At 57.0% G+C, this 26,289-nt stretch carries 20 protein-coding genes and 3 tRNA genes; 17 read left to right on the top strand and 6 right to left on the bottom strand.

Annotated features, from left to right (window positions below):
• The first annotated feature begins 233 nt into the window (after positions 1 to 233).
• The 10 genes from lgt (at position 234) to recD (ending at position 15,651) form a co-directional block, all read left to right on the top strand.
• A complete protein-coding gene (gene lgt / locus EPE01S_RS08750; RefSeq protein ID WP_062744251.1) occupies positions 234 to 1,112 on the top strand; it encodes a prolipoprotein diacylglyceryl transferase in 879 nt (292 codons plus the stop codon).
• The gene (gene thyA, locus EPE01S_RS08745) at positions 1,109 to 1,903 is read left to right on the top strand and encodes a thymidylate synthase (protein WP_062744250.1); all 795 of its coding nucleotides are present in this window, start codon (positions 1,109 to 1,111) and stop codon (positions 1,901 to 1,903) included. Before lgt ends, thyA begins: the two co-directional genes overlap by 4 nt.
• Before the next feature lie 189 nt (positions 1,904 to 2,092).
• Positions 2,093 to 2,554 carry a prepilin peptidase-dependent protein gene (locus EPE01S_RS08740; protein WP_062744341.1) on the top strand — a complete coding sequence of 154 codons (462 nt, stop codon included), beginning with the start codon at positions 2,093 to 2,095 and terminating at the stop codon, positions 2,552 to 2,554.
• A complete protein-coding gene (locus EPE01S_RS08735) occupies positions 2,545 to 3,096 on the top strand; it encodes a prepilin peptidase-dependent protein (RefSeq protein WP_062744249.1) in 552 nt (183 codons plus the stop codon). The genes EPE01S_RS08740 and EPE01S_RS08735 overlap by 10 nt, the downstream gene beginning before the upstream one ends.
• Positions 3,096 to 3,509 carry a DUF2509 family protein gene (locus tag EPE01S_RS08730; protein ID WP_062744248.1) on the top strand — a complete coding sequence of 138 codons (414 nt, stop codon included), beginning with the start codon at positions 3,096 to 3,098 and terminating at the stop codon, positions 3,507 to 3,509. The genes EPE01S_RS08735 and EPE01S_RS08730 overlap by 1 nt, the downstream gene beginning before the upstream one ends.
• The gene (locus EPE01S_RS08725) at positions 3,499 to 3,819 is read left to right on the top strand and encodes a prepilin-type N-terminal cleavage/methylation domain-containing protein (protein WP_062744247.1); all 321 of its coding nucleotides are present in this window, start codon (positions 3,499 to 3,501) and stop codon (positions 3,817 to 3,819) included. The genes EPE01S_RS08730 and EPE01S_RS08725 overlap by 11 nt, the downstream gene beginning before the upstream one ends.
• A 71-nt stretch (positions 3,820 to 3,890) precedes the next feature.
• Positions 3,891 to 7,259 (top strand): exodeoxyribonuclease V subunit gamma, encoded by a 3,369-nt coding sequence (gene recC / locus EPE01S_RS08720; RefSeq protein ID WP_062744246.1) that lies wholly within the window; start codon positions 3,891 to 3,893, stop codon positions 7,257 to 7,259.
• A gap of 141 nt (positions 7,260 to 7,400) precedes the next feature.
• Positions 7,401 to 10,286, top strand: a complete 2,886-nt coding sequence (gene ptrA / locus EPE01S_RS08715) for a pitrilysin (protein ID WP_062744245.1) — start codon at positions 7,401 to 7,403, stop codon at positions 10,284 to 10,286.
• The gene (recB, locus tag EPE01S_RS08710) at positions 10,283 to 13,816 is read left to right on the top strand and encodes an exodeoxyribonuclease V subunit beta (protein WP_062744244.1); all 3,534 of its coding nucleotides are present in this window, start codon (positions 10,283 to 10,285) and stop codon (positions 13,814 to 13,816) included. The genes ptrA and recB overlap by 4 nt, the downstream gene beginning before the upstream one ends.
• A complete protein-coding gene (gene recD / locus EPE01S_RS08705) occupies positions 13,813 to 15,651 on the top strand; it encodes an exodeoxyribonuclease V subunit alpha (protein ID WP_062744243.1) in 1,839 nt (612 codons plus the stop codon). Before recB ends, recD begins: the two co-directional genes overlap by 4 nt.
• 73 nt (positions 15,652 to 15,724) lie before the next feature.
• On the opposite strand, the gene argA is transcribed toward recD, so the two are convergent.
• Positions 15,725 to 17,080: an amino-acid N-acetyltransferase gene (argA, locus tag EPE01S_RS08700; RefSeq protein ID WP_062744242.1), complete on the bottom strand. Its 1,356-nt coding sequence runs from the start codon at positions 17,078 to 17,080 to the stop codon at positions 15,725 to 15,727.
• Between the two features lie 231 nt (positions 17,081 to 17,311).
• Here argA and amiC point away from each other — a divergent pair, with 231 nt between their 5' ends.
• The gene (gene amiC / locus EPE01S_RS08695; protein ID WP_062744241.1) at positions 17,312 to 18,559 is read left to right on the top strand and encodes an N-acetylmuramoyl-L-alanine amidase AmiC; all 1,248 of its coding nucleotides are present in this window, start codon (positions 17,312 to 17,314) and stop codon (positions 18,557 to 18,559) included.
• A gap of 88 nt (positions 18,560 to 18,647) precedes the next feature.
• Here the strand turns inward: amiC and EPE01S_RS08690 are convergent.
• From EPE01S_RS08690 to EPE01S_RS08680, 3 genes are all read right to left on the bottom strand, one after another.
• Positions 18,648 to 18,724 (bottom strand) — tRNA-Met (locus EPE01S_RS08690).
• Positions 18,725 to 18,771: 47 nt separating this feature from the next.
• Positions 18,772 to 18,848: transfer RNA gene (locus tag EPE01S_RS08685), tRNA-Met, on the bottom strand.
• Positions 18,849 to 18,925: 77 nt separating this feature from the next.
• Positions 18,926 to 19,002: transfer RNA gene (locus EPE01S_RS08680), tRNA-Met, on the bottom strand.
• A gap of 205 nt (positions 19,003 to 19,207) precedes the next feature.
• Here EPE01S_RS08680 and mltA point away from each other — a divergent pair.
• Together mltA and tcdA are read left to right on the top strand one after the other, a co-directional pair.
• Positions 19,208 to 20,356 carry a murein transglycosylase A gene (mltA, locus tag EPE01S_RS08675; protein WP_062744240.1) on the top strand — a complete coding sequence of 383 codons (1,149 nt, stop codon included), beginning with the start codon at positions 19,208 to 19,210 and terminating at the stop codon, positions 20,354 to 20,356.
• 62 nt (positions 20,357 to 20,418) lie between these two features.
• Positions 20,419 to 21,228: a tRNA cyclic N6-threonylcarbamoyladenosine(37) synthase TcdA gene (tcdA, locus tag EPE01S_RS08670; protein ID WP_174522417.1), complete on the top strand. Its 810-nt coding sequence runs from the start codon at positions 20,419 to 20,421 to the stop codon at positions 21,226 to 21,228.
• An 80-nt stretch (positions 21,229 to 21,308) separates the two neighbouring features.
• Here the strand turns inward: tcdA and csdE are convergent, their stop codons facing one another.
• Positions 21,309 to 21,749 (bottom strand): cysteine desulfurase sulfur acceptor subunit CsdE, encoded by a 441-nt coding sequence (csdE, locus tag EPE01S_RS08665; protein ID WP_062744238.1) that lies wholly within the window; start codon positions 21,747 to 21,749, stop codon positions 21,309 to 21,311.
• 2 nt (positions 21,750 to 21,751) lie between these two features.
• Positions 21,752 to 22,957 (bottom strand): cysteine desulfurase CsdA, encoded by a 1,206-nt coding sequence (csdA, locus tag EPE01S_RS08660; protein WP_062744237.1) that lies wholly within the window; start codon positions 22,955 to 22,957, stop codon positions 21,752 to 21,754.
• Positions 22,958 to 23,179: 222 nt separating this feature from the next.
• Between csdA and EPE01S_RS08655 the strand changes: the two genes are divergently transcribed.
• From EPE01S_RS08655 to rlmM, 4 genes are all read left to right on the top strand, one after another.
• The gene (locus EPE01S_RS08655; protein ID WP_062744236.1) at positions 23,180 to 23,404 is read left to right on the top strand and encodes a YgdI/YgdR family lipoprotein; all 225 of its coding nucleotides are present in this window, start codon (positions 23,180 to 23,182) and stop codon (positions 23,402 to 23,404) included.
• A gap of 345 nt (positions 23,405 to 23,749) precedes the next feature.
• Positions 23,750 to 24,667 (top strand): transcriptional regulator GcvA, encoded by a 918-nt coding sequence (locus tag EPE01S_RS08650; RefSeq protein WP_062744235.1) that lies wholly within the window; start codon positions 23,750 to 23,752, stop codon positions 24,665 to 24,667.
• Between the two features lie 84 nt (positions 24,668 to 24,751).
• Complete coding sequence (locus EPE01S_RS08645) at positions 24,752 to 25,147, top strand: DUF423 domain-containing protein (RefSeq protein WP_062744234.1); 396 nt, start codon at positions 24,752 to 24,754, stop codon at positions 25,145 to 25,147.
• Positions 25,140 to 26,240, top strand: a complete 1,101-nt coding sequence (rlmM, locus tag EPE01S_RS08640) for a 23S rRNA (cytidine(2498)-2'-O)-methyltransferase RlmM (RefSeq protein WP_062744233.1) — start codon at positions 25,140 to 25,142, stop codon at positions 26,238 to 26,240. Before EPE01S_RS08645 ends, rlmM begins: the two co-directional genes overlap by 8 nt.
• Positions 26,241 to 26,289: the final 49 nt, after the last annotated feature.

Here is a 26,289-nt window from a genome sequence, read left to right as displayed (position 1 = left end):
TGGCTCAGGCGCCGATCCTGATTTATTATCTGCACATTCTGCTGGTCTGCGCGCTGGCTGGCTTAAGACGGGTGGCAACCGAAACAGCTGAAACGTCATTGCCTCTGCAGCCTGCTTAATAAAGTTTACAGTTAGCTGAGAACGCAGTAATTCGCATTATGCTATCATGCGCGCCTTATGCAGCCCCTCCTTGCGCGGCTGCCTGTCAGGACTGACTTTAACAATGGTGAAAGATGAATAACGGCTATCTGGCTTTCCCTCAATTTGATCCGGTGATTTTCTCCATCGGGCCAGTTTCTCTGCACTGGTACGGACTGATGTACCTTGTGGGCTTTGTTTTCGCGATGTGGCTGGCCGTGCGCCGGGCTAACAAACCGGGCAGTGGCTGGAAAAAAGAAGAGGTGGAGAACCTGCTGTATGCGGGCTTCCTTGGCGTCTTCCTTGGTGGGCGTATCGGCTATGTCCTGTTCTATAACATGCCGTTGTTCCTCGACAACCCGCTGTATCTGTTCAAAGTCTGGGATGGCGGTATGTCGTTCCACGGTGGCCTGATTGGGGTGATCGTGGTGATGATGATCTTTGCTTACCGCACTAAACGTCATTTCTTCCAGGTGGCTGATTTCATGGCACCGCTGATCCCGTTCGGTCTGGGCGCGGGTCGCCTCGGTAACTTTATTAACGGCGAGCTGTGGGGACGTGTCGATCCGAACCTGCCGTGGGCGATGCTGTTCCCGGGCTCCCGTAGCGAAGATATCGCTCTGGTGGCGACTCACCCTGAGTGGCAGCAGTTGCTGTCGACTTACGGGGTATTGCCGCGCCATCCTTCACAGCTTTATGAGCTGATCCTTGAAGGCATCGTGCTGTTTATTATTCTCAACGTCTTTATTCGCAAATCCCGTCCGATGGGTGCGGTGTCCGGGCTGTTCCTGATTGGTTACGGTGCGTTCCGCATTATCGTTGAGTTCTTCCGCCAGCCTGATCAGCAGCTTGGTCTGTTCAGCGGTATCAGTATGGGGCAGATCCTCTCCATACCGATGATTGTGGCTGGTGTGATTATGATGGTTTGGGCGTATCGTCGTCGCCCGCAGACTCAGGTTCGTGGGGAAAAATGAAACAGTATCTGGCGTTAATGCAGCACGTGCTCGATCAGGGCACACCAAAAAACGATCGTACCGGTACCGGCACACTGTCGATTTTTGGTCATCAGATGCGTTTCAACCTGCAGGAAGGTTTCCCACTGGTTACCACCAAGAAGTGTCATCTGCGCTCCATTATTCATGAGCTGTTATGGTTCCTGAATGGCGACACCAACATTGCTTACCTGAAAGAAAATAAGGTGTCGATCTGGGACGAGTGGGCTGATGAAAATGGCGATCTTGGCCCGGTTTACGGCAAGCAATGGCGCAGCTGGGGCGCACCTGACGGGGCACAGATTGACCAGCTGACAAAGGTGGTTGAACAGCTGAAAAGCGACCCGGACTCTCGCCGTATTATTGTGTCAGCCTGGAACGTCGGTGAGCTGGATCAGATGGCGCTGGCACCCTGCCATGCCTTTTTCCAGTTCTATGTGGCCGACGGTAAACTCTCCTGCCAGCTTTATCAGCGTTCGTGCGATATCTTCCTTGGCCTGCCGTTCAATATCGCCAGCTATGCGTTACTGGTGCATATGATGGCACAGCAGTGCGACCTGGAAGTGGGTGATTTTGTCTGGACTGGCGGGGACACCCATCTTTACAGTAACCACCTTGAACAGTCGCGCCTGCAGCTGTCACGTGAACCCCGTGCGCTGCCGAAACTGATCATCAAACGCAAACCGGCCTCCCTGTTTGACTATCGTTTCGACGATTTTGAGATTGAAGGCTACGATCCGCACCCGGCCATTAAAGCACCGGTCGCGATCTGAGGCGTACCGCCCCCTTTCCCGGGGGCGTCATCGCCAGACGCGGTGCCCCCCCACAGTTGTCTGCCCTTCTGGAATCTTCCTCTCAACGTAAATGAATATGCCTGCAAGCGGGCAATCACTCTGCATGACGTCGCGCAATAACGCGAACAGGCGCTGGCCCCTGCGGGTTAAAAGCGCACAATGCCGTTCATGAAAAAGCAAAACCTTAATGGATTTACCCTGCTGGAAATGATGGTGGTGCTGACTCTGCTTGCCCTGCTCAGTCTGAGTGGTTGGAGCGGCTGGCAGCGCTGGCAGCAGCGCCAGCAGCTCAATGACAGCGCGCAGCAGATCCAGCGTCTGTTATTCCGGCTACGCAGCGATGCCAACTGGCATAATGTCGATCATATCCTTTGGCTGAAGCGGGGGGCGCGCTGGTGTCTGGGGGCGGGACCGGTAAGGTGCGATCGTTCCCTGAGGCACACCCTTCTGGCACCGCATGCCGGCGTTAACATCCGTTCGCTCACGGCCGGTATGGGATTCTATGGCCTCAACAATACGGCCCGTCCCGGCAGTATCGTTATTGCCAGTGAGGCCGGGGAGCGACGCATCATTGTCTCTTCTCGCGGGCGGGTGCGTACCTGCAGGCAGACAGAGGAGGCGTGCCGGTGAAATCGCAGGGGTTTACGCTGCTGGAAACGTTAATCGCCCTGGCTGTCAGCAGCATACTGATGGTGGGGGCAATGCGAACCCTACCGCAGCTGCAGTCACAAAATCTACGCTTAATGCTCCGGGCTCAGCTCTATGAAGAACTGCAGCAGATGATGCATACCCTGGAAAAAGCCGTGCGGCGGGCCGGTTACTGCCACGGGCGCTGCCAGGGGATCGGGATGCAGGGCATACGGGTTGCCAGCGGTTGCCTGTTGGTGCGCTGGGATGAAAACAGCAATGGTCAGTGGGAGGCCGCAGGGCATGAAAACAGTGAGGTGTGGGGCTACCGGTTGCGGGCATCCAGTCTGGAGGCACAGCGTGGTGTCACGGACTGTCAGGGGAGTGGCTGGGAGCGATTAAACGACCCGCGCACCAGTGGTATTAGCGCGTTTCAGGTGATCCGCAGCGGACGACGGGTGAAAGTGATGTTGAGTGGATTTACGTACCGTTTTCCGGATATCAGACTCGATCTGGAGCACTGGCTAACGGCGGAGAACTTGTGATGTCTTTGGTGATGCAGCGCGGCAGCGGGGCCCTGATCGCGGTGATGATCGTTCTGTTAATGGGAACTCTGATGCTGCACGCTACCCGGCGGCAGTTAAGTGATGCGATGAGCCTGGTGGGAGATGAACGACGTTATATCCAGCAGTTTACCGGCGCAATGTCCGCACTTGCCTGGGGGGAGCGTTTGCGCTGGCCCGCTGCGCAAAAGTGGCAGTGTCAGCATCAGGCTGAGTATCACTGGCGTGCCTGTGTGGCGTCCTCGCTATTATTGCTCCGTGCTGATAGCGGTCCGGGCACGCTGGCGCTCTGGCGCTGGATCCGTCCGGGCGACAATGGGGCGATTCACCCCCAGCCCCACGGCTGGCTGGATTTTTGCCCGTTAGCCGCAGGAGAGGCTTGCCATGTTGAATAATCGTCTGCTCCAGAGAGGGGCCAGCCTGCCCGAAGTCCTGTTCGCGCTGCTGATTTTCAGCCTCAGTTACACGGCCCTGATGCGGTATCAGCAGGCAATAGGGCAGGGGTTTCACCGACAATGGCAGCAGCGTGAAGCCTGGCGCTATGCCTTCCAGCGTTTACAGGGAAAAGAGACCGCAGGCTGGCAGACACAACTACACTCACGCAGCGGCCCCGGTGGCTGCCGGCTGGTTACGGCGAAAGCCATCAGTCCTGCAGGGCGAGCGGCAGAACTGACGCGACTGCAATGTGATGACCACGCTGACTGAACCATGACATTTTCAAGCCGGGCGTAACGGGGTAAAGTAGCCTCCGGCGTATTATTAAAGGGCGTGTGTGTATGTTTACCGTTTACCATTCGAATCAGCTGGATCTGCTCAAGACGCTGGCGTGCTGGCAGATAGAGAATCAGCCTCTGGGCGATCCGCTGCGTTCTGAAGTGGTGCTGGTACAAAGCCCGGGCATGGCGCAGTGGCTGCAAATGTCACTGGCTGAAGAGTTTGGTATTGCGGCTAATATTGACTTTCCACTCCCCGCCAGTTTTATCTGGGACATGTTTGTCAGGATCCTGCCGGAAATTCCGAAAGAGAGCGCATTTAATAAATCCAGTATGAGCTGGAAGCTGATGGCGATCCTGCCTGCCATGCTGTCGGGTGACGAGTTTGAGATGCTGCGCCACTATCTCACCGAAGACAATGACAGTCGTAAATTGTTCCAACTGGCCTCACGCGTGGCGGATCTCTTTGACCAGTATCTGGTTTACCGCCCGCACTGGTTAAACAGCTGGGAAAAAGGTCAGCTGATTGATGGCCTGGGCGAGGCGCAGCGCTGGCAGGCCCCGCTGTGGGCTGCCCTGGTTGAGTACACCCATCAACTCGGCCAGCCAGAGTGGCACCGCGCCAATCTCTATCAGCGCTTTATCAGCAGGCTGGAAAACAGTGCTGAGCGTCCGGCCAGTCTGCCCGACCGCGTGTTTATCTGCGGTATCTCCGCACTTCCTCCGGTCTATCTGCAGGCCCTGCAGGCACTGGGCAGACATATTGATATCCATCTGCTTTTCACCAACCCCTGCCGCCACTACTGGGGTGACATTCAGGATTACGCTTTCCTCGCTAAACTGCAAAGCCGCCATCGACGCCATTACCAGGATAACCGTGAGATCCCTCAGTTCCTCGACGGTGATTCCGCGTCCTCTTTGTTTAACGAGGGGGGAGAGCAGCAGTTGAGTAACCCGCTGCTGGCCTCCTGGGGCAAGCTGGGGCGTGACAACCTGTATCTCCTGGCACAGATGGAACCCAACGAAGTCTTTGCCTTTGTCGATATTGAACCGGATAACCTGCTTCATACGCTGAAGCGCGATCTGCTGGAACTGGAGGACCATGCGGCCATTGGCCTTAAACAGAGCGACTGGTCTCACAGCCGCAGCAAGCGGGTACTGGCACCGGACGATCGCTCCATAGCGATTCACCTGTGCCACAGCCCGCAACGTGAGGTCGAAGTATTACAGGATCGGCTGCTGGCGATGATGGCAGACGATCCCACGCTGACCGCACGCGACATTATCGTGATGGTGGCCGATATAGATGCCTATACCCCTTATATTCAGGCCGTCTTTGGCAATGCGCCAGCGGAGCGCGCGCTGCCGTTTGCTATTTCTGACCGTCGTGCCAGTCAGGCCCATCCGGCATTACAGGCATTTATTTCTCTGCTCAGCCTGCCGGAAAGCCGCTTTACTGCTGAGGACGTACTGGGGCTGCTGGAAGTTCCTGCCGTCGCCAGCCGGTTTACGATAGATGAAGAGGGATTACGTCTGCTGCGTTACTGGGTAGCGGAGTCCGGGGTTCGCTGGGGGCTGGATGATGACAGCGTGCGTGAGCTGGATCTGCCCGCGACCGGTCAGCACACCTGGCATTTCGGGCTGACGCGGATGCTGCTGGGCTACGCCATGAACAGTGAAGCAGGGGACTGGCAGGGCATTCTGCCCTACGACGAGTCCAGCGGCCTGATCGCGGAACTGGCGGGTAACCTGGCGGAACTGCTGATGCAGCTTAATCGCTGGCGGCAGTGGCTGAGTGAACCCCGTGCGCTTCAGGACTGGCTGCCGCTGTGCCGTCAGATGCTGGATGACTTCTTTACCAGCGATGCAGAAACGGAAGCGGCCCTAGCGCTGATTGAAGAGCAGTGGCAGCAGGCGATCACCTATGGTATTGAGGCAGGCTATCAGCAGGCAGTGCCGCTCGCGCTGCTGCGTGATGATTTGTCCTCACGTCTGGATCAGCAACGCATCAGCCAGCGTTTCCTCGCCGGCCCGGTTAACTTCTGTACGCTGATGCCGATGCGCTCTATTCCGTTCAAGGTGGTCTGCCTGCTGGGGATGAACGATGGCGTCTATCCGCGCACGCTGCCGCCACTGGGGTTTGATTTAATGAGCCAGCAGGCGCAGAAGGGAGATCGCAGCCGCCGTGACGATGACCGGTATCTGTTTCTTGAGGCACTCAATTCGGCGCAGCAGCAGCTCTATATCAGCTATATCGGCCGCTCGATTCAGGACAACACGGAGCGCTATCCGTCGGTGCTGGTCAGTGAATTAGTGGAGTACATCAGTCAGAGTTTCTGTCTGGAACAGGATCGCGAACGCGATGTCGACAGCAGTGCCGACGAGGTGGTGAAGCATCTGCACCATCTGCACACCCGGATGCCTTTCTCGCCTGAAAACTTCAGTACGGGTTCTGAATTCCGCAGTTTTGCCGCCGAGTGGCTGCCCGCTGCCAGCGCGAAGGGGACAGCACACCCGCCTTTTATGCAGCCGTTACCTGACGAACCCTCTGATACGCTGAGTTTTGACAAACTGGTGCGTTTCTGGCGGCATCCGGTGCGGGCTTTCTTTAGCCTGCGGCTTGGGGTCAGCTTCCATCTTGAGGAGACCGGGCTGCCCGATGCCGAGCCGTTTTCCCTGCAGGGACTGAGCCGTTATCAGGTGAACATGCAACTGCTGAACAGCCTGATTGAGGGCGACGAGAGCGAACGGCTGTATGCCCGCCAGCGTGCCGCCGGGGTGCTGCCTTACGGTGCCTTTGGTGAACTGTTCTGGCAGGAGCAGGAGCAGGAAATGCGTGAACTGGCCGGTCGCGTCCGGGCATTGCGGGCGTCGGCAGAAAGCTGGGAGATTCAGTTGACTGTGGGGAACATGGCCCTCAGCGGCTGGTTGCCCCAGGTGCAGGACAGTGGCCTGCTGCGCTGGCGGCCGGGGATGCTTAACTTTAATGACGGGCTGACACTGTGGCTTGAGCATCTGGTCTACTGTGCGCTGGGCGGCACCGGCAGCAGTACGATGCTGGGACGTAAGGAGAGCGAGTGGCGTTTTGCCCCTCTGGCTGCCAGTGAAGCGATGCAGCACCTTAACCGTTACGTTGAAGGCTACCGTCAGGGCATGTGCATACCGCTGCTGCTGACCGCATCCGGTGGTGCCTGGCTAAAGGCTTGTTTTGACGAAAAAACAGGCGCGCTGTTGCGCGATGACGCCACGCTGAAAAAAGCCCGGGGAAAACTGCTGCAGTGCTGGCAGGGGAATTATCAAATCGACGGTGAGGGCACCGATCCTTACCTGCAACGTCTGCTGCGTACGCTAAATAGCTCCAGCGAACAGGAGATGATTGAGCAGGCAGAGCGCTGGCTGTTGTCATTGTTGCAGCATCATTGCCCAGGTTAGGGCATGTTTTCAGGACATTCAGGTCTGCATCCTGTATGTTTTTATTGAGTTAAGTGCGCAAAATAACCTGCGCTCTGAAATCTGTAAGCCGATATTTAACCGGCAGGGAGCCGGTGAATAATAGTCCGTTGAGGAGTTTGAATGCGTCGTTATGCAGTCTGGTTAGCTTGTTTTGTTTCTGTCACGCTGTTTGCCCCACTGGTTCAGGCGCAGCAAGGTTGGCAGCCAATTACCGACACTATCCGTAAAAGTGAGAAGGATCCTCGCCAGTACCAGGCCATCACATTAGATAACGGCATGGTTGTGCTGCTGGTTTCCGATGCGCAGGCGACGAAATCACTGGCGGCGCTGACGCTCCCCGTCGGCTCCCTGGAAAATCCCACCGAACAGCCTGGCCTGGCGCACTATCTTGAGCATATGGTGCTGATGGGATCAAAGCGCTATCCCCAGCCGGACAATCTTGCCGAATTCCTGAAAAAACACGGCGGCAGCCATAATGCCAGCACCGCATCTTACCGCACGGCTTTCTATCTTGAGGTGGAAAACGATGCGCTGCAGCCGGCTGTCGATCGCCTGGCCGATGCCATTGCTGAACCGCTGCTTGACCCGGTTAACGCTGACCGGGAACGCCATGCGGTCAACGCCGAGCTGACGATGGCCCGTTCGCGTGACGGTCTGCGCATGTCGCAGGTGAATGCCGAGACGCTTAACCCGCTGCACCCCAGTTCGCGTTTTGCCGGCGGTAACCTGGAAACACTGAGCGATAAGCCGGGCAGCAAACTGCACGATGCGCTGAAAGCCTTTTATCATCGCTATTACTCTGCCAATTTAATGAAGGCGGTGATCTACGGTAATCAGCCGATGCCTGAACTGGAAAAAATTGCTGCCGCAACGTTTGGTCGTGTGGAAAACCGCCAGGCGACGGTGCCCGATATCACCGTGCCGGTGGTGACTGCGCAGCAGAAAGGCATCATTATTCACTACGTCCCTGCTCAGCCGCGCAAGCAGCTAAAAATCGAATTCCGCATTGATAACAACAGCGATAAGTTCCGCAGCAAAACGGACACGCTGATCGGTTATCTGATAGGCAATCGCAGCAAAAATACGCTGTCCGACTGGCTGCAAAATCAGGGGCTGGCCGATTCAGTGAATGCCGGTGCTGACCCGATGATAGACCGCAACGGTGGCGTTTTCGCCATCGCGATTTCCCTGACTGATAAAGGTCAGGCTAACCGTGATGAGGTCATTGCGGCGGTCTTCAGTTATCTGAAAACCCTGCGTACCCAGGGCATTGATAAACGTTACTTCGATGAAGTGTCGCACGTGCTGGATCTCGATTTCCGCTATCCGTCGATCACCCGTGACATGGACTATATCGAGTGGCTGGTGGATACCATGCTGCGAGTACCGGTGACTGATACCCTGGTCGCCCCGTATATCGCCGATCGCTTTGATCCCGAGGCGGTCAACGCGCGGCTTGACGAGATGACCCCGCAGAATGCCCGTATCTGGTTCATCAGCCCGAAAGAGCCGCATAATAAAACCGCCTACTTTGTCGATGCGCCCTATCAGGTGGATCATATTTCCGCGCAGCGCTTCAGCGACTGGCAGAAAGCCAGCGATAAAATGTCCCTGTCACTGCCGGAGCTGAACCCCTACATACCGGATGATTTCAGCCTGATTAAACCGGAGAAGCCGTATTCACGTCCGCAGGAACTGGTGAATGAGAAAGGGCTGCGCGTGTTTTACATGCCCAGCCAGTATTATGCCGATGAACCGAAAGCGAACATCACGCTGGCACTGCGTAATAAAGCATCAATGAGTACCGCGCAGAACCAGGTATTGTTTGCACTGAATGACTACCTGGCGGGAGTGGCGCTGGATGAACTGAGCTCACAGGCTTCGGTGGGCGGCATCAGTTTCTCCACCGGTGAAGATGATGGTGTTTCATTCAGCGCCAGTGGCTTTACCCAGCACCTGCCGAAACTGATGGGCCAGCTGCTGGCCGGTTATGCCAGCTTTACCCCCACTGAACAACAGCTGGAACAGGCGAAGTCCTGGTACCTTGAGCGTCTTGACGCCGCCGAGAAGGGCAAAGCGTTTGAGCTGGCGATCCAGCCTGCACAGTTACTGTCACAGCTGCCCTATACCCAACGCAGCGAACGGCGCAAGCTCCTGCCAGGCATAACGCTGCAGCAGCTGCTCGACTACCGTAAAATGCTGCTGGAAAACGCCACGCCTGAACTGATGGTGGTCGGTAATATGACTCCTGAGGCGGTACGCCAGCTGGCGAATGAGGTAAAACATCAGCTTAATTGTGAGGGCAGCGACTGGTGGCACAGCCAGCACGTTACAGTGGATAAAAAAGTGCTGGCTAACCTGCAACAGCCGGGAAGCAGCACCGACTCAGCGCTGGCCGCGGTGTATGTCCCCCTGGGCTTCTCTGAATATCAGAGCATGGCCAGCAGTGCCATGCTAAGCCAGATCGTCCAGCCGTGGTTCTACAATCAGCTGCGAACCGAAGAGCAGCTCGGCTATGCGGTGTTCTCCTTCCAGATGCCGGTCGGCCGCCAGTGGGGGATTGGCTTCCTGCTGCAAAGCAACGTTAAGCAGCCTGCCTACCTGTTAAGCCGCTTTAAAGCGTTTTATCCGACGGCTGAAAAGCGTCTGCGCGAGATGAGCAAAGTCGATTTCGCCCAGTATCAGGCCGCGATGATCAATGAGCTCAGGCAGCGTCCACAGACGCTGGATGAAGAAGCCGGGCGCTACACCAAAGATTTTGACCGCGAAAACTACCGTTTCGATACCCGTGAGAAGGTGATAGCCCAGGTTCAGGCGCTGACGCCGCAGGCTATCGCTGATTTCTTCCATCAGGCAGTGATGGCACCGACGGGACTGGCGCTGCTGTCGCAGGTATCGGGCAGCCATCACGGCAAGGCTGACTATGCCGCAGAGAAAGGTTTCACCACGTGGAAAGACCTCTCTACACTGCAGCAGTCATTGCCGGTGAGCCAGGATAAGCCATGAATCAACGGGTACCTGAGCGGCTCGATCCGTTAATCCTGCCGCTGCATGGCGAACGGCTGATTGAGGCCTCGGCCGGCACCGGGAAAACCTTTACCATCGGGCTGCTGTATCTGCGCCTGTTGCTGGGGCTGGGCGGCGAGGCCGCCTTCAGTCGTCCGTTGTCGGTGGAAGAGATACTGGTCGTCACCTTTACCGAAGCCGCCACGGCGGAGCTGCGCGGGCGTATCCGCGCCAATATTCACGAACTGCGCATTGCCTGTGTGCGGGGGGAGAGTCAGAATCCGATGCTGGCAGCCCTGATGGCCGAAATAACTGACTTATCCCGGGCGGCATCGATGCTGCTGGCAGCGGAACGGCAGATGGATGAGGCCGGGATCTTTACCATTCACGGCTTCTGCCAGCGTATGCTCAACCTCAATGCCTTTGAATCAGGCATGCTGTTTGAACAGGTTTTAATTGAGGACGAAACGCCGCTGCGCCGCCGGGCCACGGCGGATTTCTGGCGCAGGCACTGTTATCCGCTCCCGCTCCCTGTCGCCCGGGTGGTTCGCCAGCTCTGGGACGGGCCGGAACAGCTGTTGAAAACGCTGTCGCCGTGGCTGGGTGGTGAAGCACCGGTATTAAAATCTGCACCGGCGCCTGATGAAACGCTGGCGCAGCGTCATGAGAAAATTATTGCGCAAATCGATGCGCTGAAACAGGCGTGGCTGGCAGCGGGCGATCTGCTGTCGCTGGTGGAATCCTCTGGCGTAGACAAGCGAAGTTACAGTAGTAAGCACTTACCAAACTGGCTGGAGAAAATCACCCAGTGGGCGCAGACAGTGACGGAAGACTATGAGGTGATTAAAGACCTTGAACGCTTCGGTCAGCGCGTGCTGTCAGAGAAAACAAAAAAGGGCGAGCCGCCCCGTCATGCGCTGTTTGAGCAGATTGATGCGTTCCTGGCTCAACCGCTTTCGCTGCGCGACCTGGTGATTGCCCGCGCGCTGCACGAAGTGCGCTTTGTGACTCAGCAGGAGAAACGTTTGCATGCCCAGCTCGGCTTTGACGATCTGCTCGGGCGTTTTGATGCGGCGTTACAGCAGCCTGGCGGCGCGGCGCTGGCGATGGCTATCCGTCAACGCTATCCGGTGGCGCTCATCGATGAGTTCCAGGACACCGATCCGCAGCAATATCGCATATTTCATACGCTGTATGCCGGACAGCCGGACAGCGCACTGCTGCTGATCGGGGATCCGAAACAGGCTATCTATGCTTTCCGTGGAGCGGATATCTTCACCTACATGAAAGCACGCGCAGAAGTTAGCGCTCACTATACGCTGGAGACCAACTGGCGATCATCACCGGCGATGGTTGAGAGCGTTAATCAGCTGTTTTTACACCAGCGTAACCCCTTTCTCTTCAGCGATATCCCCTTTATCACCGTGAGTCCGGCAGAACCCAACGCCAGCCTGAGTTTTAGCATCGGCGGCGAAGAGCAGCCGGCGCTGCAATTCTGGTTACAGCCGGGCGAGGGTGTGGGGGTAAGTGATTACCAACAGTTTATGGCGCGCCAGTGTGCGGCGGAGATCCGCCGCTGGCTTACGGCGGGCCAGCAGGGCACCGCGCTGATCGGCAAAGCGGGAAAACAGCAGCCGGTACGTGCCTCAGATATTACTATCCTGGTACGCAGCCGCAGCGAGGCGTCAGTGATGCGGGAGGCGCTGAAGGGGCTGGCGATCCCGTCGGTGTACCTCTCTAACCGCGACAGCGTCTTCACCACCCCGGAAGCCCGGGAGATGCTGTGGCTGCTGCAGGCGGTGCTGGCGCCTGAACAGGAGCGCACGCTGCGCAGCGCGCTGGCCAGCAGTCTGCTGGGTCTGGATGCGCGGGAACTGGATGCGCTGAATCAGGATGAGCGTGCCTGGGATGCGCTGGTGGATGAGTTTGCTGAATACCGTCAGCGCTGGCTGAAGCGTGGCGTGCTGCCGATGCTGCGCGATCTGATGGTGAAACGGCATATTGCCGAAAACCTGCTGGCCTCCGACAGCGGTGAACGTCGCCTGACGGACCTGCTTCATCTGGGCGAACTGTTGCAGGAGGCAGCGGCGACCCTGGACAGTGAACATGCGCTGGTGCGCTGGCTGGCTCAAATGGTGGAACAACCGGATGGCCAGGTCAGCAATCAGCAGCTGCGCCTTGAGAGCGACCGTCACCTGGTGCAGATTGTCACCATTCACAAATCAAAAGGCTTACAGTATCCGCTGGTGTGGCTGCCGTTTGTCGCCAATTTCCGTGAGGCGGAAAATGGCGTCTATCACGACCGCCAGACGTTTGAAGCGCTGCTTGACCTGCAACAGGGTGAAGAGAGCGTGGCGCTGGCCGGGGAGGAGAGACTGGCTGAAGACCTGCGTCTGCTTTACGTCGCGCTGACCCGATCTGTTTTCCACTGCAGCGTCGGCATCGCGCCGTTGATCAAAGGCACCCGTAAAAAAGAAGGTAACAGCGACCTGCACCGTAGCGCACTGGGCTATCTGATTCAGCAGGGTGAACCGGCGGATGCAGTGGGTCTGAGGGCCGCCCTGCTGACGCTGCAAAGCGCCGCGACGGCGATTATGCACCCGCTGGAGCCAGACGATACGCCCTGGCAGCCGGAGCGGGAAGATCCGCAGGTACTGAGCAGCCAGCCGATGCGGCGTTCACTGCGCGACGACTGGCGCGTGACCAGTTATTCCGGCCTGCAACAGCATGGCCATTCCCCGGCGCTGGACCTGCTGCCGCGCCTGGATGTGGATGCGGTGGGTGAAGCCACTGATGAGCTGCTGCCACAGCTGACACCGCACAGTTTTCCTCGCGGTGCGGCACCGGGCACGTTCCTGCACGGTCTGTTTGAAACACTGGAATTCACCGCTCCGCTGGACGACGACTGGCTTGCACAACAGCTGAGTGGCCAGGGGCTTGACGAGGCCTGGCTTCCCGTCATGCGTGACTGGATTGAGCGTATTCTGACAACGCCATTGAACGAGAGCGGTGTCTGTCTGCAGCAGCTGACACCGGACGTCAGACGGGTTGAGCTACAGTTTTATCTGCCGATTTCACGTCTGCTCACCGCAGACGCGCTGGATAACGTCGTGCGCCAGGATCCGCTCTCTGCTGAGTGCCCCCCCCTCGATTTTTATCAGGTGCAGGGCATGCTGAAAGGCTTTATCGATCTGGTGTTCTGCTGGCAGGGGAAATATTACCTGCTGGATTACAAATCGAACTGGCTGGGGGAAGATAGTCACGCCTATACCCAGGAGGCGATGGCGCAGGCAATGCGGTCGCATCGTTACGACCTTCAGTATCAGCTTTATACGCTGGCATTGCATCGCTATCTGCGCCATCGCCTGGCGGACTACGACTACGACCGTCATTTTGGCGGCGTCATTTATCTGTTCCTGCGTGGCCTGGACGGCGCGGAGGGGAGCAACGGGATTTACAGCACACGGCCGCAGACAGCGTTTGTCACCGCCCTTGATCGGCTGTTTGCAAACGACGCGGAGCCTGCATGACGCTAATGGAAGGGTTACAGCAGGCACAGCGTCTGCGACTGCTGCGTCCGCTTGACGTCCAGTTTGCGCAGATGGTGGCGAGCGAACAGCAGCCTGCGCTGATGCTGGCTGCCGCGCTGGTCAGTCGTGATGCGGGAGAAGGGCACGTCTGTCTGCCACTCGAACAGCTTCACCCGGAGGCCTTTTTTGCCGGGCGTCACCCGGAGCTGGCGCAGGCCTTATGGCAGGCCGCAGGCGCCCCCGAGGACTGGTCAGCCTGTCTGCGGGCGCAACATGCGGTCAGTGACGGGCAGTCAGCCACACCGCTGGTGCTGTATCAGCACCGCCTCTATCTGCACCGGATGTGGCAGAGCGAAGGTGAGGTGGCGCAGTTTGTGCAGCGCCAGCAGCCAGCCGTGGCACTGGATGAAGGGCAGATGCGCCAGACGCTGGATCGCTATTTTGGCCGGCAACCTGATGACTGGCAGAAGATTGCCGCCGCCGTGGCGTTAACCTGCCAGGTGTCGGTGATTTCCGGCGGGCCGGGTACCGGGAAAACGACGACGGTGGCCAAACTCCTTGCCAGCCTGATTGAACTGTCAGCCAGTACGCCACGCATCGAACTGGCGGCACCCACCGGAAAAGCGGCGGCCAGGCTGACAGAGTCGCTGGGTAAAACCCTGCAGGAACTGCAGCTCGATGAAGCGATCCAGCGTCGTTTCCCCGGCGAAGCGACCACGCTGCACCGCCTGCTCGGCGCGCTGCCGGGCAGCCAACGGATGCGCTATCACCGGGGGAATCCGCTGCATCTTGATGTGCTGGTGGTGGATGAGGCCTCCATGGTCGATCTGCCGATGCTGGCCAACCTGATTGCGGCCCTGCCACCGCAGGCGCGGGTGATTTTTCTCGGTGACCGCGATCAGCTGGCCTCGGTAGAAGCCGGAGCCGTGCTGGGGGATATCTGCCGCTGCGCCGAACTGGGCTACAGTCCGGAGCGTGCTGCGCAACTGACAAGGCTGACCGGGTGCGAGGTGGCGGGACGTGAAGACCCCGGAGCTTCAGCCGTTCGCGATACGATTTGCCTGCTGCGTAAAAGCTATCGTTTCACCGAGTCATCTGGCATCGGGCAGCTGGCGCTGGCAGTTAATGCCGGAGAGGTGAAACGGGTTGACCAGGTGTTTCAGGGGGCATTCAGTGATATCCGACATCATACGTTAAGCAGTACAGAAGATTATCAGCAGTTGCTGAATGACTGTGTGGCGGGCTATCGCGGGTATCTCAAACTGCTGGCGTCTGGAGCCGCTGCAGCGGAGGTTCTGGCTGAGTTTGGCCGTTTTCAGTTGTTGTGCGCCCTGCGTGAGGGCCCGTTTGGCGTCGCCGGGTTGAATGAACGCATTGAGCAGTCGCTGCGGCAGGTGGGATTGATCCGCCGAAACGTGGCGGTAAACGGAAAATGGTTCGCCGGACGTCCCGTGATGATAGCCCGTAACGATCGGGCGCTTGGCCTGTTTAACGGCGATATCGGGATTGCGATGCCGGACAGCGAGCAGCAGTTGAAAGTGTACTTCCCGCTGCCGGACGGCACGATCAAAGCGGTACAGCCCAGCCGGCTGCCGCCGCATGACAGTGCGTGGGCAATGACAGTTCATAAGTCTCAGGGCTCGGAGTTTGAACATACGCTGATGGTGCTGCCGAATCAGATGATGCCGGTGTTAACGCGGGAGCTGGTTTATACCGCCATTACCCGCGCTAAACGCCAGCTGACGCTGTATGCGGATAAAACCGTATTCAACAGTGCGGTGAAGATGCGCACGCAGCGGCGCAGCGGGCTGGTCGATCGTTTAACGAGAGTGTAGGGACGGCGTGTGGATCCGGCCGGGGCGACCAGAACAGACGGTCGCCCCGGGAAGCTCATCGCGCTTTGCGCGGTTAGCTTTGCCGGGAATGGGCGCTGGCTTCACGCAGGTCGACCATCAGCACTTTTGAGCGGCGCTGGTAGTTATACATCTGCTTTTTGCTTTCCGGCAGCAGTTCAATATCCACCGGTACAAAGCCGCGCTCCTGGAACCAGTGAATGCTGCGTGTGGTCAGCACAAACAGTTTTTTCAGCCCCATCTGCCGGGCCTGAAGCGCCACGCGCTCCAGCAGCGCTTCGCCGCGCGCCGAACTGCGATAATCCGGGTGGACCGCCACACAGGCCATTTCACCGATCTGCTCTTCCGGGAAGGGATAAAGCGCCGCACAGCCGATAGTCAGGTTGTCACGTTCAACAATCGTAAACTTATCAATCTCCATTTCCAGCTGTTCGCGCGAGCGACGCACCAGGATGCCCTGCTGCTCCAGCGGACGAATCAACTCCAGAATGCCCCCGATATCATTAATCGTGGCGCGACGGATCTGTTCGGCGCTCTCCATCACAATCTGCGTACCGATACCGTCGCGGGAGAACAGCTCCTGTAACAGCGCACCGTCTTCCTGATAGCTGATCAGATGACTGCGGCGGACGCCGCTGCGGCAGGCTTTAACGGCACCGCGCAGGAAGCGCACCGTGCCGGAATGGTAATCATCGCTGGTTTCCAGCTCTTCGATGCGCTGCTGCGCTTCGTTAGGAAACAGCTCAGACACAATATCACCTTCGCTGTTAATCACGCCCTGCTCCGAGCAGAAGCCAATCATTTTTTCGGCTTTCAGCTTAATGGCCAGTTGTGTCGCCACCTCTTCCGAGGTCAGGTTGAAACTCTCCCCGGTGACAGACACGGCAACCGGCCCCATCAGCACAATGGCGCCGCTGTCCAGCTGACGGTGGATCGCTTCTTCATCAATACGACGGATGCGACCGCTGTGGCAGTAGTCCACGCCGTCATCCACACCCAGCGGTTGCGCAATAATAAAGTTACCGCTCACCACATTAATATGCGCGCCCTGCAGCGGCGTATTGTTGAGGCTCATCGACAGGCGGGCAGTGATATCGAGCTGCAAACGACCGGCTGCCTGCTTTACCAGCTCCAGGGAGGGGGCATCCGTGACGCGGGTATGTTTATGATAGAGGGGGGCCAGACTGCGCTCTGCGAGGCTGGCGTCAATCTGTGGCCGTGCGCCGTACACCACGACCAGGCGGATGCCCAGGCTGTGGAGCAGGCCGATATCGTTAACGATACTTGAGAAGTTCTCATGCTCGATGGCTTCCCCACCCAGCATAATGACAAACGTTTTACCACGGTGGGCGTTGATATAGGGAACGGTATGGCGAAATCCCTGAACCAGCTCGGTACTACGTTCCTTCACGGCAAACCCTCTTTGAATTATTATTCGGTAAAAGTGTATTTTTATTCTTTTATCGGGTCGGGTGCAAGTGTCATTTATCCTTACTTATCACCCGTTACCGCATTTCCTCATGGCTAATGCCCTGCATTTATTCGCTTTTTTCGGGTGACACTGCCGGGTGGATTCGTTAAAGTTTTTGCAAAATTTATCGTATTGGCTTTTTATTAGACACATCACAGCATCAGGAGCGGCATGACCGATTCAACTTCTCTTAACCGGCGGCGGTTAATACAGGGAGCAGGGGCAGCCTGCTTACTCAGCTTCAGCCGTATCGGCTTCGCCGCCAGCAGTCACGTCCTGGCTATCCGTCTCTGGCCTTCCTCGACTTACTCACGTCTGACTATTGAGTCAAATACCGCACTGAAGTATAAGCAGTTTGCCCTCAGTAACCCCGAGCGCGTCGTGGTGGATATCGAAAATATCCGGCTGAACGCGGTACTGAACCGCGTGGGAAACCTGGTGCGATCGGACGACCCTTATATTAAAAATGCCCGCGTCGGCCAGTTTACCCCCAATACCGTCCGGCTGGTGCTGGAGCTGAAGCAGAATGTCGCCCCTCGCATCTTTACGCTGGCCCCGGTGGCCGGAATTAACAACCGTCTGGTGCTGGATCTCTATCCGGCCATGTCGCAGAAGTACACGGATGATCCCCTGCTGGCATTGCTGGAAGATTACAATCAGGGGGAGCTTGAGCGCAGCCAGCCCGCCGATGCAGCGCTACCGGGTAAGGCCGGAAGGGACCGGCCCATCGTCATTATGATCGACCCCGGCCACGGAGGCGAAGACTCCGGTGCGGTGGGGAAACATAAGACCCGAGAAAAAGATGTGGTGCTGAAAATTGGCCGCCGTCTGAAGGCGCTGATCGACAAGCAGCCGAATATGCGCGCCTATATGACGCGTAATGAAGATGTCTTTATTCCATTGAAGGTACGGGTTGCTAAAGCGCGAAAACAGCGGGCCGACCTGTTCGTCTCTATTCACGCGGATGCGTTTACCAGCCGCGCGGCGCGCGGCTCGTCGGTATTTGCGCTGTCAACGAAAGGGGCCACCAGTACCGCCGCCCGTTTTCTGGCGAAGACGCAAAATGAGTCGGATTTGATTGGTGGAGTGAGCATGAGCGGTGACCGTTACCTCGACCACACCATGTTCGATATGGTGCAAAGCCTGACGATCAATGACAGCCTTAAGTTCGGTAAAGAGGTGCTCTCACGGATGGGAAAAATTAATCATCTGCATAAACGCACTGTGGACCAGGCGGGCTTCGCGGTACTGAAAGCACCGGATATTCCGTCGATTCTGGTGGAAACCGCCTTTATCAGTAACATTGAAGAAGAGCGTAAATTGCGCACCACGCGTTTTCAGCATCAGGTGGCAGATTCGATTCTGGCCGGGATTAAAGCCTACTTTGCCAGCGGCGCACCACTGGCCCCGCATAAATAGTCATTCGGCGGAAGGGATTCCGCTGCAATTCAGAAGAGAGGGGGGGGTAAACGACAGATACAAAAAAACACCCTTAAGGGTGCTTGATTGGTTGCGGGAGCCGGATTTGAACCGACGACCTTCGGGTTATGAGCCCGACGAGCTACCAGGCTGCTCCATCCCGCGTCCGATTGACGCTTTTACTACTTTTCGTTCCCATCCACGGCGGAAATTGGTTGCGGGAGCCGGATTTGAACCGACGACCTTCGGGTTATGAGCCCGACGAGCTACCAGACTGCTCCATCCCGCGTCCGCGTGGTTTGTCGCTTCCATCACGACAACGTTCTTTTACTGCTGCTTAACTCAATCATAAAGACTTCAGTTAATTGGTTGCGGGAGCCGGATTTGAACCGACGACCTTCGGGTTATGAGCCCGACGAGCTACCAGGCTGCTCCATCCCGCGTCCGTGGATGCGCACTATACGCCTGATGGGTTTTCTTGCAACCCCTTTTTGCAGATAAGTCGCTAAAATCGTGCCTGTTATACATTTCTTAGCCAGAATGTTGAAATGTTGCACAAGTGCCGGTGCTCTTTACCACTGGCGCATTTTATTCTGACGATGCCTTTGCTATCTTCGCGCAGGGTTCCCGTATAAAGGTAGAGATGGCATGAAAGCAGGTTGGGCAAAATATCTGGTGACCGGCACGCTGCTGGCGCTGCTGGCAGGGTGTTCATCAAAACCCACCGATCGTGGGCAGCAGTATAAGGACGGGAAACTCGATCAGCCGCTGGCGCTGGTCAATCAACCCAATGCGAAAGGACGCCCGGTCAACGGTAAGGACTTTGCCGACCAGGTTTCTCAGATTCGTTTTGCCTCGTCGGCAATGTATTCCCGACAGGCGGGGACTTACAGCGCGATAGAGAGCTGGCTGATGGCCGGTGGCGATACCCGCCAGCTGCGCCAGTTTGGTCTGGACGCGTATCAGATGGAAGGAACAGACAATTATGGCAACGTCCAGTTTACCGGTTATTACACGCCGGTAATTCAGGCGCGCTATACCCGTCAGGGCGAATTCCAGTATCCTTTATACCGTATGCCGCCGCGTGCAAAGGGCAGAAAACTGCCCAGCCGTGCGGAGATTTACAGCGGTGCGCTGGATGACCGCTACGTGGCGGCTTACAGCAATTCGCTGATGGATAACTTTATTATGGACGTGCAGGGCAGCGGCTATGTTGATTATGGCGACGGCCGGCCGCTGATGTTCTTTGGCTACGGTGGCAAAAATGGCCATGCCTATCGCAGCATCGGTAAGGTTCTGATCGATCGCGGCGAAGTAAAACGTGAAGACATGTCGATGCAGGCTATCCGCCAGTGGGGAGAGGAGCACAGCCCGGCGGAGGTCCGCGAACTGCTGGAACAGAACCCTTCCTTTGTGTTCTTCAAGCCTGAGAATTTTGCCCCGGTGCGCGGTGCCAGCGCGGTGCCTCTGGTCGCGAAAGCGTCTGTGGCATCTGACCGATCGTTGATCCCTCCGGGAACCGCTCTGCTGGCAGAAATTCCACTGCTGGACAACAACGGTAAATTTACCGGAAAATACGAAATGCGCATGATGGTATCGCTGGACGTTGGCGGTGCCATTAAAGGTCAGCACTTCGATATTTACCAGGGAATTGGCCCGGATGCCGGGCATATGGCGGGCTGGTTCAACCATTATGGCCGTGTCTGGGTGCTGAAAAATGCGCCCGGCGCCGGAACGCCACTCTTCTCGTCTGCACAGAATAACGCTTCTCAGCGTGGTCTGCTGGTCAGCCAGTAAATCGCGGTGGGCCGGGTACCGGCCCGCCGTTCGTTGTGACGCGTTTCGAGGAATAATGAATGATGGTTCTTTCAGACGCCTGGCGGCAACGCTTTGGCGGAACGGCGCGCCTGTATGGTCAGTCAGCGCTCCAGCTTTTTGCTGATTCACACGTCTGCGTGGTGGGCATTGGCGGCGTGGGCTCATGGGCGGCGGAAGCGCTGGTGCGAACCGGCATCGGGGCGATCACGCTGATCGATATGGATGACGTCTGCGTCACTAACACCAATCGCCAGGTTCACGCACTGAAAGAAAACGTGGGCCGGGCGAAAACCGAGGTCATGGCCGAACGTCTGCTGGCTATCAATCCCGAATGTCGGGTGATCTGCGTGGATGATTTTATTACGCCAGATAATACTGCCGCGCTGATTGGTAAAGATTTCAGCTATGTCATTGATGCAATTGACAGCGTACGGCCAAAAGCCGCGCTGCTGGCCTGGTGCCGCCGTAATAAAGTCCCGTTGGTCACCACGGGCGGTGCGGGCGGTCAGATTGATCCGACGCAGATCCAGGTGGCAGACCTGGCGAAAACCATTCAGGATCCGCTGGCGGCGAAATTGCGTGAGCGGCTGAAAGGCGATTTTAATATCGTGAAAAACAGCAAAGGCAAACTGGGAATTGACTGCGTCTTTTCTACCGAGGCGCTGATGTACCCGCAGCCCGACGGCTCGGTCTGTGCATCACGCAGTACCGCAGAAGGGCCAAAGCGGATGGACTGTGCGGCCGGATTTGGCGCGGCCACCATGGTGACCGCCACGTTTGGTTTTGTCGCGGTTTCACACGTGCTGAAGAAAATGATGGCGAAAGCGACCCGTGAGGGTAACCCCAGATAGGGGAGAACTTCGTCATGATCAGACCTTTTTGCACCGGCCGCCCGAATTAACCCGTCTGCAGTGGTAAGTGACCCCCTCTCTTAACCGGTGGCAGCCCGCATGACCGCTGCCGCCATCGCCTGTAAGCCTGCGCTGCGTGAGGCGCTAAGCTGTTCCATTAAACCCAGTGCGGCAAACAGCGCCAGCGGATCTTCCTGCTGCAGCCGGGCGGCGGTTTTGCCCTCTACCGCCGTTAACAGTACTGCCAGCAGCCCGCGAACAATACGTCCTTCGCTGTCACCAAAGAAATGCAGCCGGCCGTCTTCCATCAGCTGATGGCCCAGCCAGACACGGTTTTCACAGCCGCTTAATTCAATAGCGGCGCTTTTCATTGCCTCGGGCAGCGGGGGCAGTTGTTTGCCCAGCAGGATAAGCTGGCGGTAGCGATCTTCCCACTGCCTGAAGTGGGAAAATTGCGCCCGCAGAGCGTCGGGGGTTATCGTGATGCCAAAAGGGTGCGGCGCGACAGGGGATAAAGTCATGATTAATCAGCCAGTAAGGTCAGGGCGGTGGTCATGGCCGCGACCAGCGCGTCCACGTCTTCCGGGGTGTTATAAGGCGCGAATGAGGCGCGTAGCGTACCGCTGACGCCCAATGCGGCCAGCAGCGGCTGGGCGCAGTGCTGACCCGCGCGAACGGCAATACCGCTGCCAGCCAGCAGCATCACCACATCGCTGTGATGGACGCCGGCAATATCAAATGCCAGCAGGCTGGAGTGGCTGGCACGGTAGCTGCGGAAACCTGGCAGCAGTGACAGACGGGCTTCCGCCTGGGAGGCCAGCTCACAGCTCCAGCGCTCGGCGGCGGTGACATCCACATGGCTTAACCACTCCAGCGCGGCGCTCAGGCCAATCACACCGGCCACGTTCGGCGTACCGGCCTCGAAGCACCAGGGGACGGCCTGGGGAGTAAATCCATCGAAGTCCACGCGGCTGATCATTTTGCCGCCGCCCTGCCACGGCGCCATTTCTGCCAGCCGTTCAGCCTGGCCATACAGGACACCGATCCCCATTGGTCCATACAGTTTATGGCCAGAAAAAGCGTAAAAATCAATATTCAGCGCCTGTACGTCCGGGGGACAATGAACCACGCCCTGCGCGCCATCCACCATCACTTTTGCCCCGCAGGCATGGGCCAGATCGATAATCTGTTTCAGATCAGGACAGCCGCCGGTGACGTTGGACATCTGTCCGATGGCCACCAGGCGGGTTCGGGCATTGAGCAGATCCGGGAGCAGGTGCAGATCCGGCAGGCGATCCTGCCCAATGGGCCACTTCACGACGCGGGCCCCCGTCTGCTCTGCCACCATCAGCCACGGCACGAGGTTAGCATGGTGTTCTGCTTCGCTGACCACAATCTCATCCCCTGGCCGCAGGCGCGGACGCAGCCAGCTTTGCGCCACGAGGTTAATGGCCTCGGTGGTGCCTTTCGTCCAGACGATGCTGTGACGGTCTGCGGCATTTAGCAGTTCCGCAACCTGTGCGCGCGCGTGTTCAAAACGGTCGGTCAGGTGCTGTGCAGCGGCATACTGGCTGCGGTGAACCGTACCGGCGCTCAGACGATAAAACTGTTCCGTCGCGTCGATGACGCTCTGTGGTTTCAGCGCGGTCGCTGCACTGTCAAGATAGCAGGATCCCTCGTTCAGGGCGGGAAACTGCTGACGAAACAGCGATGGATTAAATGATGTCATACTTTTTGCGCGTTCCTGTGGAATGGGGCGTGCTTTTTAGGACCAAACTGAAATGACTGAGGATTTCTGGCAAAGCTGAAAAAGCGCGTTATGCTGAATTATGACTGCTTTACCTGTTTGCCCGCAATGATACGCACTGTTCAGTAGGCTTTTTTAATGTGTTTTTGGCCACGATTCCGACAGTGCTTCGGGTATTTCCTGTCTCAAAATGGAGAAATAAAAATGAAAAAGTTAGCTGCTGTAATCGCTGCCTGTGCCATGACGTTCACGCTGGCGGCCTGTTCAAGCAATTACGTTATGCACACCAATGATGGACGGACGATCGTTGCCGACGGCAAGCCTATGGTAGACGATGAAACCGGGATGATCAGCTACAAAGATGCCAACGGGACAAAACAGCAGATCAACCGCTCAGATGTCAAAGAGATGGTCGAAGCGGGACAGTAAATTCCAGATAAAAAAAAGCACCGCGCTTGGCGGTGCTATTAAAAATCAATATGGACAGACAGGGTAAATCTACAGGAATAAAAGGTAGCCAGGCTACCAGACCTGAAAATCGTCAGGTCAAATGCAAACACAACATCACGACACAAGCCAAAAGCCCCTCAAAATTCCGCGAGTTAACACCAAATTTTAATGCGCTTTTCGTTCCGGCTCAGGAAGTGCCGCAACTATAGGTATTTGCTGGTAGTTCCTCAACGGACAATTTATAATGCCTCGGATAAAAAAAACTAATACGTAACTCTGTGTAACAGAGCAACATCTTGCTGTGATGAAAAGTACCCCTCTACCATGTCGAAACGTTTACCACCTTTAAATGCGCTGCGTGTTTTTGATGCTGCAGCGCGTCATCTCAGCTTTACCAAAGCTGCAGAAGAACTGTTCGTTACCCAGGCCGCCGTCAGCCACCAGATTAAGTCACTGGAGGACTTTCTGGGCCTGAAGCTGTTCCGCCGCCGTAACCGGTCTCTGTTGCTGACCGAAGAAGGGCAAAGTTATTATCTCGATATTAAAGAGATTTTCACCGCGCTGAATGACGCCACGCGCAAGCTGCAGGCCCGCAGTGCGAAAGGGGCACTGACGGTCAGTTTGCTGCCCAGTTTTGCTATTCAATGGCTGGTTCCCCGGCTGACCAGCTTTAACTCAGCTTATCCGGGAATCGATGTGCGTATCCAGGCGGTGGATCGTGATGAAGAGAAACTGGCCGATGATGTCGATGTGGCCATCTTCTACGGGCGAGGCAACTGGCCAGGTCTGCGCGTAGAGAAACTTTATGCGGAGTATCTGCTGCCCGTCTGCTCACCGCTGCTGTTAACCGGGGAACGCCCTCTGACCTCACCCGCTGCGCTGGCAGGGCATACGCTGCTGCATGATGCCTCACGCCGTGACTGGCAGGCGTATACCCGTCAGTTGGGCCTTAACAGTATCAATGTGCAGCAGGGACCGATTTTCAGCCACAGTGCGATGGTCCTGCAGGCGGCGATCCACGGTCAGGGGGTGGCGCTGGCCAATAATGTGATGGCAGAGAGTGAAATCGAAGCCGGCAGGCTGGTGTGTCCTTTTAATGACGTGTTAGTCAGTAAAAATGCTTTTTATCTGGTTTGTCATGACAGTCAGGCAGAACTGGGTAAAATAGCGGCCTTCCGCCAGTGGATCCTGGCAAAAGCGGCCAGCGAACAAGAAAAATTTCGCTTTCGCTACGATCACTGATTGAACGGCCCCCGCCGATACGCGGCAGGGAAGAAGAACGGGCAGCAGGCGGCACGCCTCCCTGCCCCGAAAGAGGATGAGGTCATGTCCAGTCGTGCAATGCTAATTTTTGCCGCCATCAGTGGATTTTTCTACGTGATGCTGGGGGCGTTTGGTGCCCACGTGTTAAGTAAGTCGCTCGGAAGCGCAGAAATGGCCTGGATGAAAACCGGGCTGGAATATCAGGGGTTTCATACCCTGGCGATACTGGGTCTGGCGACAGCGATGCTGCGTCGGGCCAATATCTGGTTTTACTGGAGTAGCGCGTTTCTGGCTCTCGGTACCGTATTGTTCAGCGGCAGTCTTTATTGTCTGGCGTTGTCGCACCTGAAGCTGTGGGTGTATATCACTCCGATTGGTGGCACCTGCTTCCTGCTGGGTTGGGTTTTGATGTTGGTTGGCGCACTGCGTCTGAAAAAAAGGGCAGAACGCCATGAATAAGATTTTACTGTATTGCCGTCAGGGTTTTGAGAAAGAGTGTGCCGCCGAAATTACGGCCAAGGCCGCTGAGCGTGAAGTGTATGGCTTTGCCCGGGTTAAAGACGACTCGGCTTACGTGCTTTTCGAGTGCTACCAGCAGGGCGAAGCAGAAAAGCTGCTTAATACGCTGCCGTTCAGTGAGCTGATCTTTTCCCGTCAGATGATCGTGGTCGGCGAACTGTTGCGCGACCTGCCAACGGAAGATCGCATCTCGCCGGTGGCGGGCATGCTGACCGGTGTGGTGGAGAAGGGCGGCGATTTGCGCGTTGAGGTACCAGATACCAATGCCAGCAAAGAGCTGCTCAAGTTCTGCCGCAAGTTTACCGTACCGCTGCGTGCCAGCCTGCGGAAACAGGGGATCCTCCTTAACTATGAAAGCAATAAGCGCCCGGTGGTTCACGTGTTCTTTATTGCGTCCGGCTGTTGCTATGTGGGCTATTCGCTGCCGGAGAATAACTCAGCGCTGTTTATGGGCATCCCCCGTCTTAAGTTTCCTTCCGATGCACCAAGCCGTTCAACCCTGAAGCTGGAAGAGGCTTTCCATGTCTTTATCCCTGCCGATGAGTGGGATGAACGTCTGGCCAGCGGCATGTGGGCCGTCGATCTCGGCGCGTGCCCTGGCGGCTGGACCTATCAGCTGGTGCAGCGCAGCATGATGGTGAATGCAGTCGATAACGGACCCATGGCGCCCAGCCTGATGGATACCGGACAGGTGTTCCACCAGCGTGAAGACGGTTTCAAATACCGGCCAACACGCAGCAATAACTACTGGGTGGTCTGCGATATGGTGGAAAAACCCATCCGCGTGGCGAATCTTATGGCCGACTGGCTGGTCAATGGCTGGTGCCGAGAGGCGATCTTCAACCTCAAGCTGCCGATGAAAAAACGCTACGAAGAAGTGTCACAGAATCTGGCGATGATCGACGAAAAATTGAAAGAGAATGGGATCAATGCCCAGATTCAGGCGCGCCAGCTTTACCATGACCGTGAAGAAGTGACGGTGCATATCCGTCGTATCTGGAGTGCCGCACCGGGTCGTCGCGACGAGCGCTAACATTCGCTGCGTTGCCGGGCCGATCGTGGATCCGATCGGCCCGCAGACC

It is taken from the genome of Erwinia persicina NBRC 102418 (genome assembly GCF_001571305.1).
Taxonomy (GTDB): domain Bacteria; phylum Pseudomonadota; class Gammaproteobacteria; order Enterobacterales; family Enterobacteriaceae; genus Erwinia; species Erwinia persicina.
Note: the sequence above shows the minus strand (reverse complement) of the source record. Positions and strands in the feature narration are given on the sequence as shown.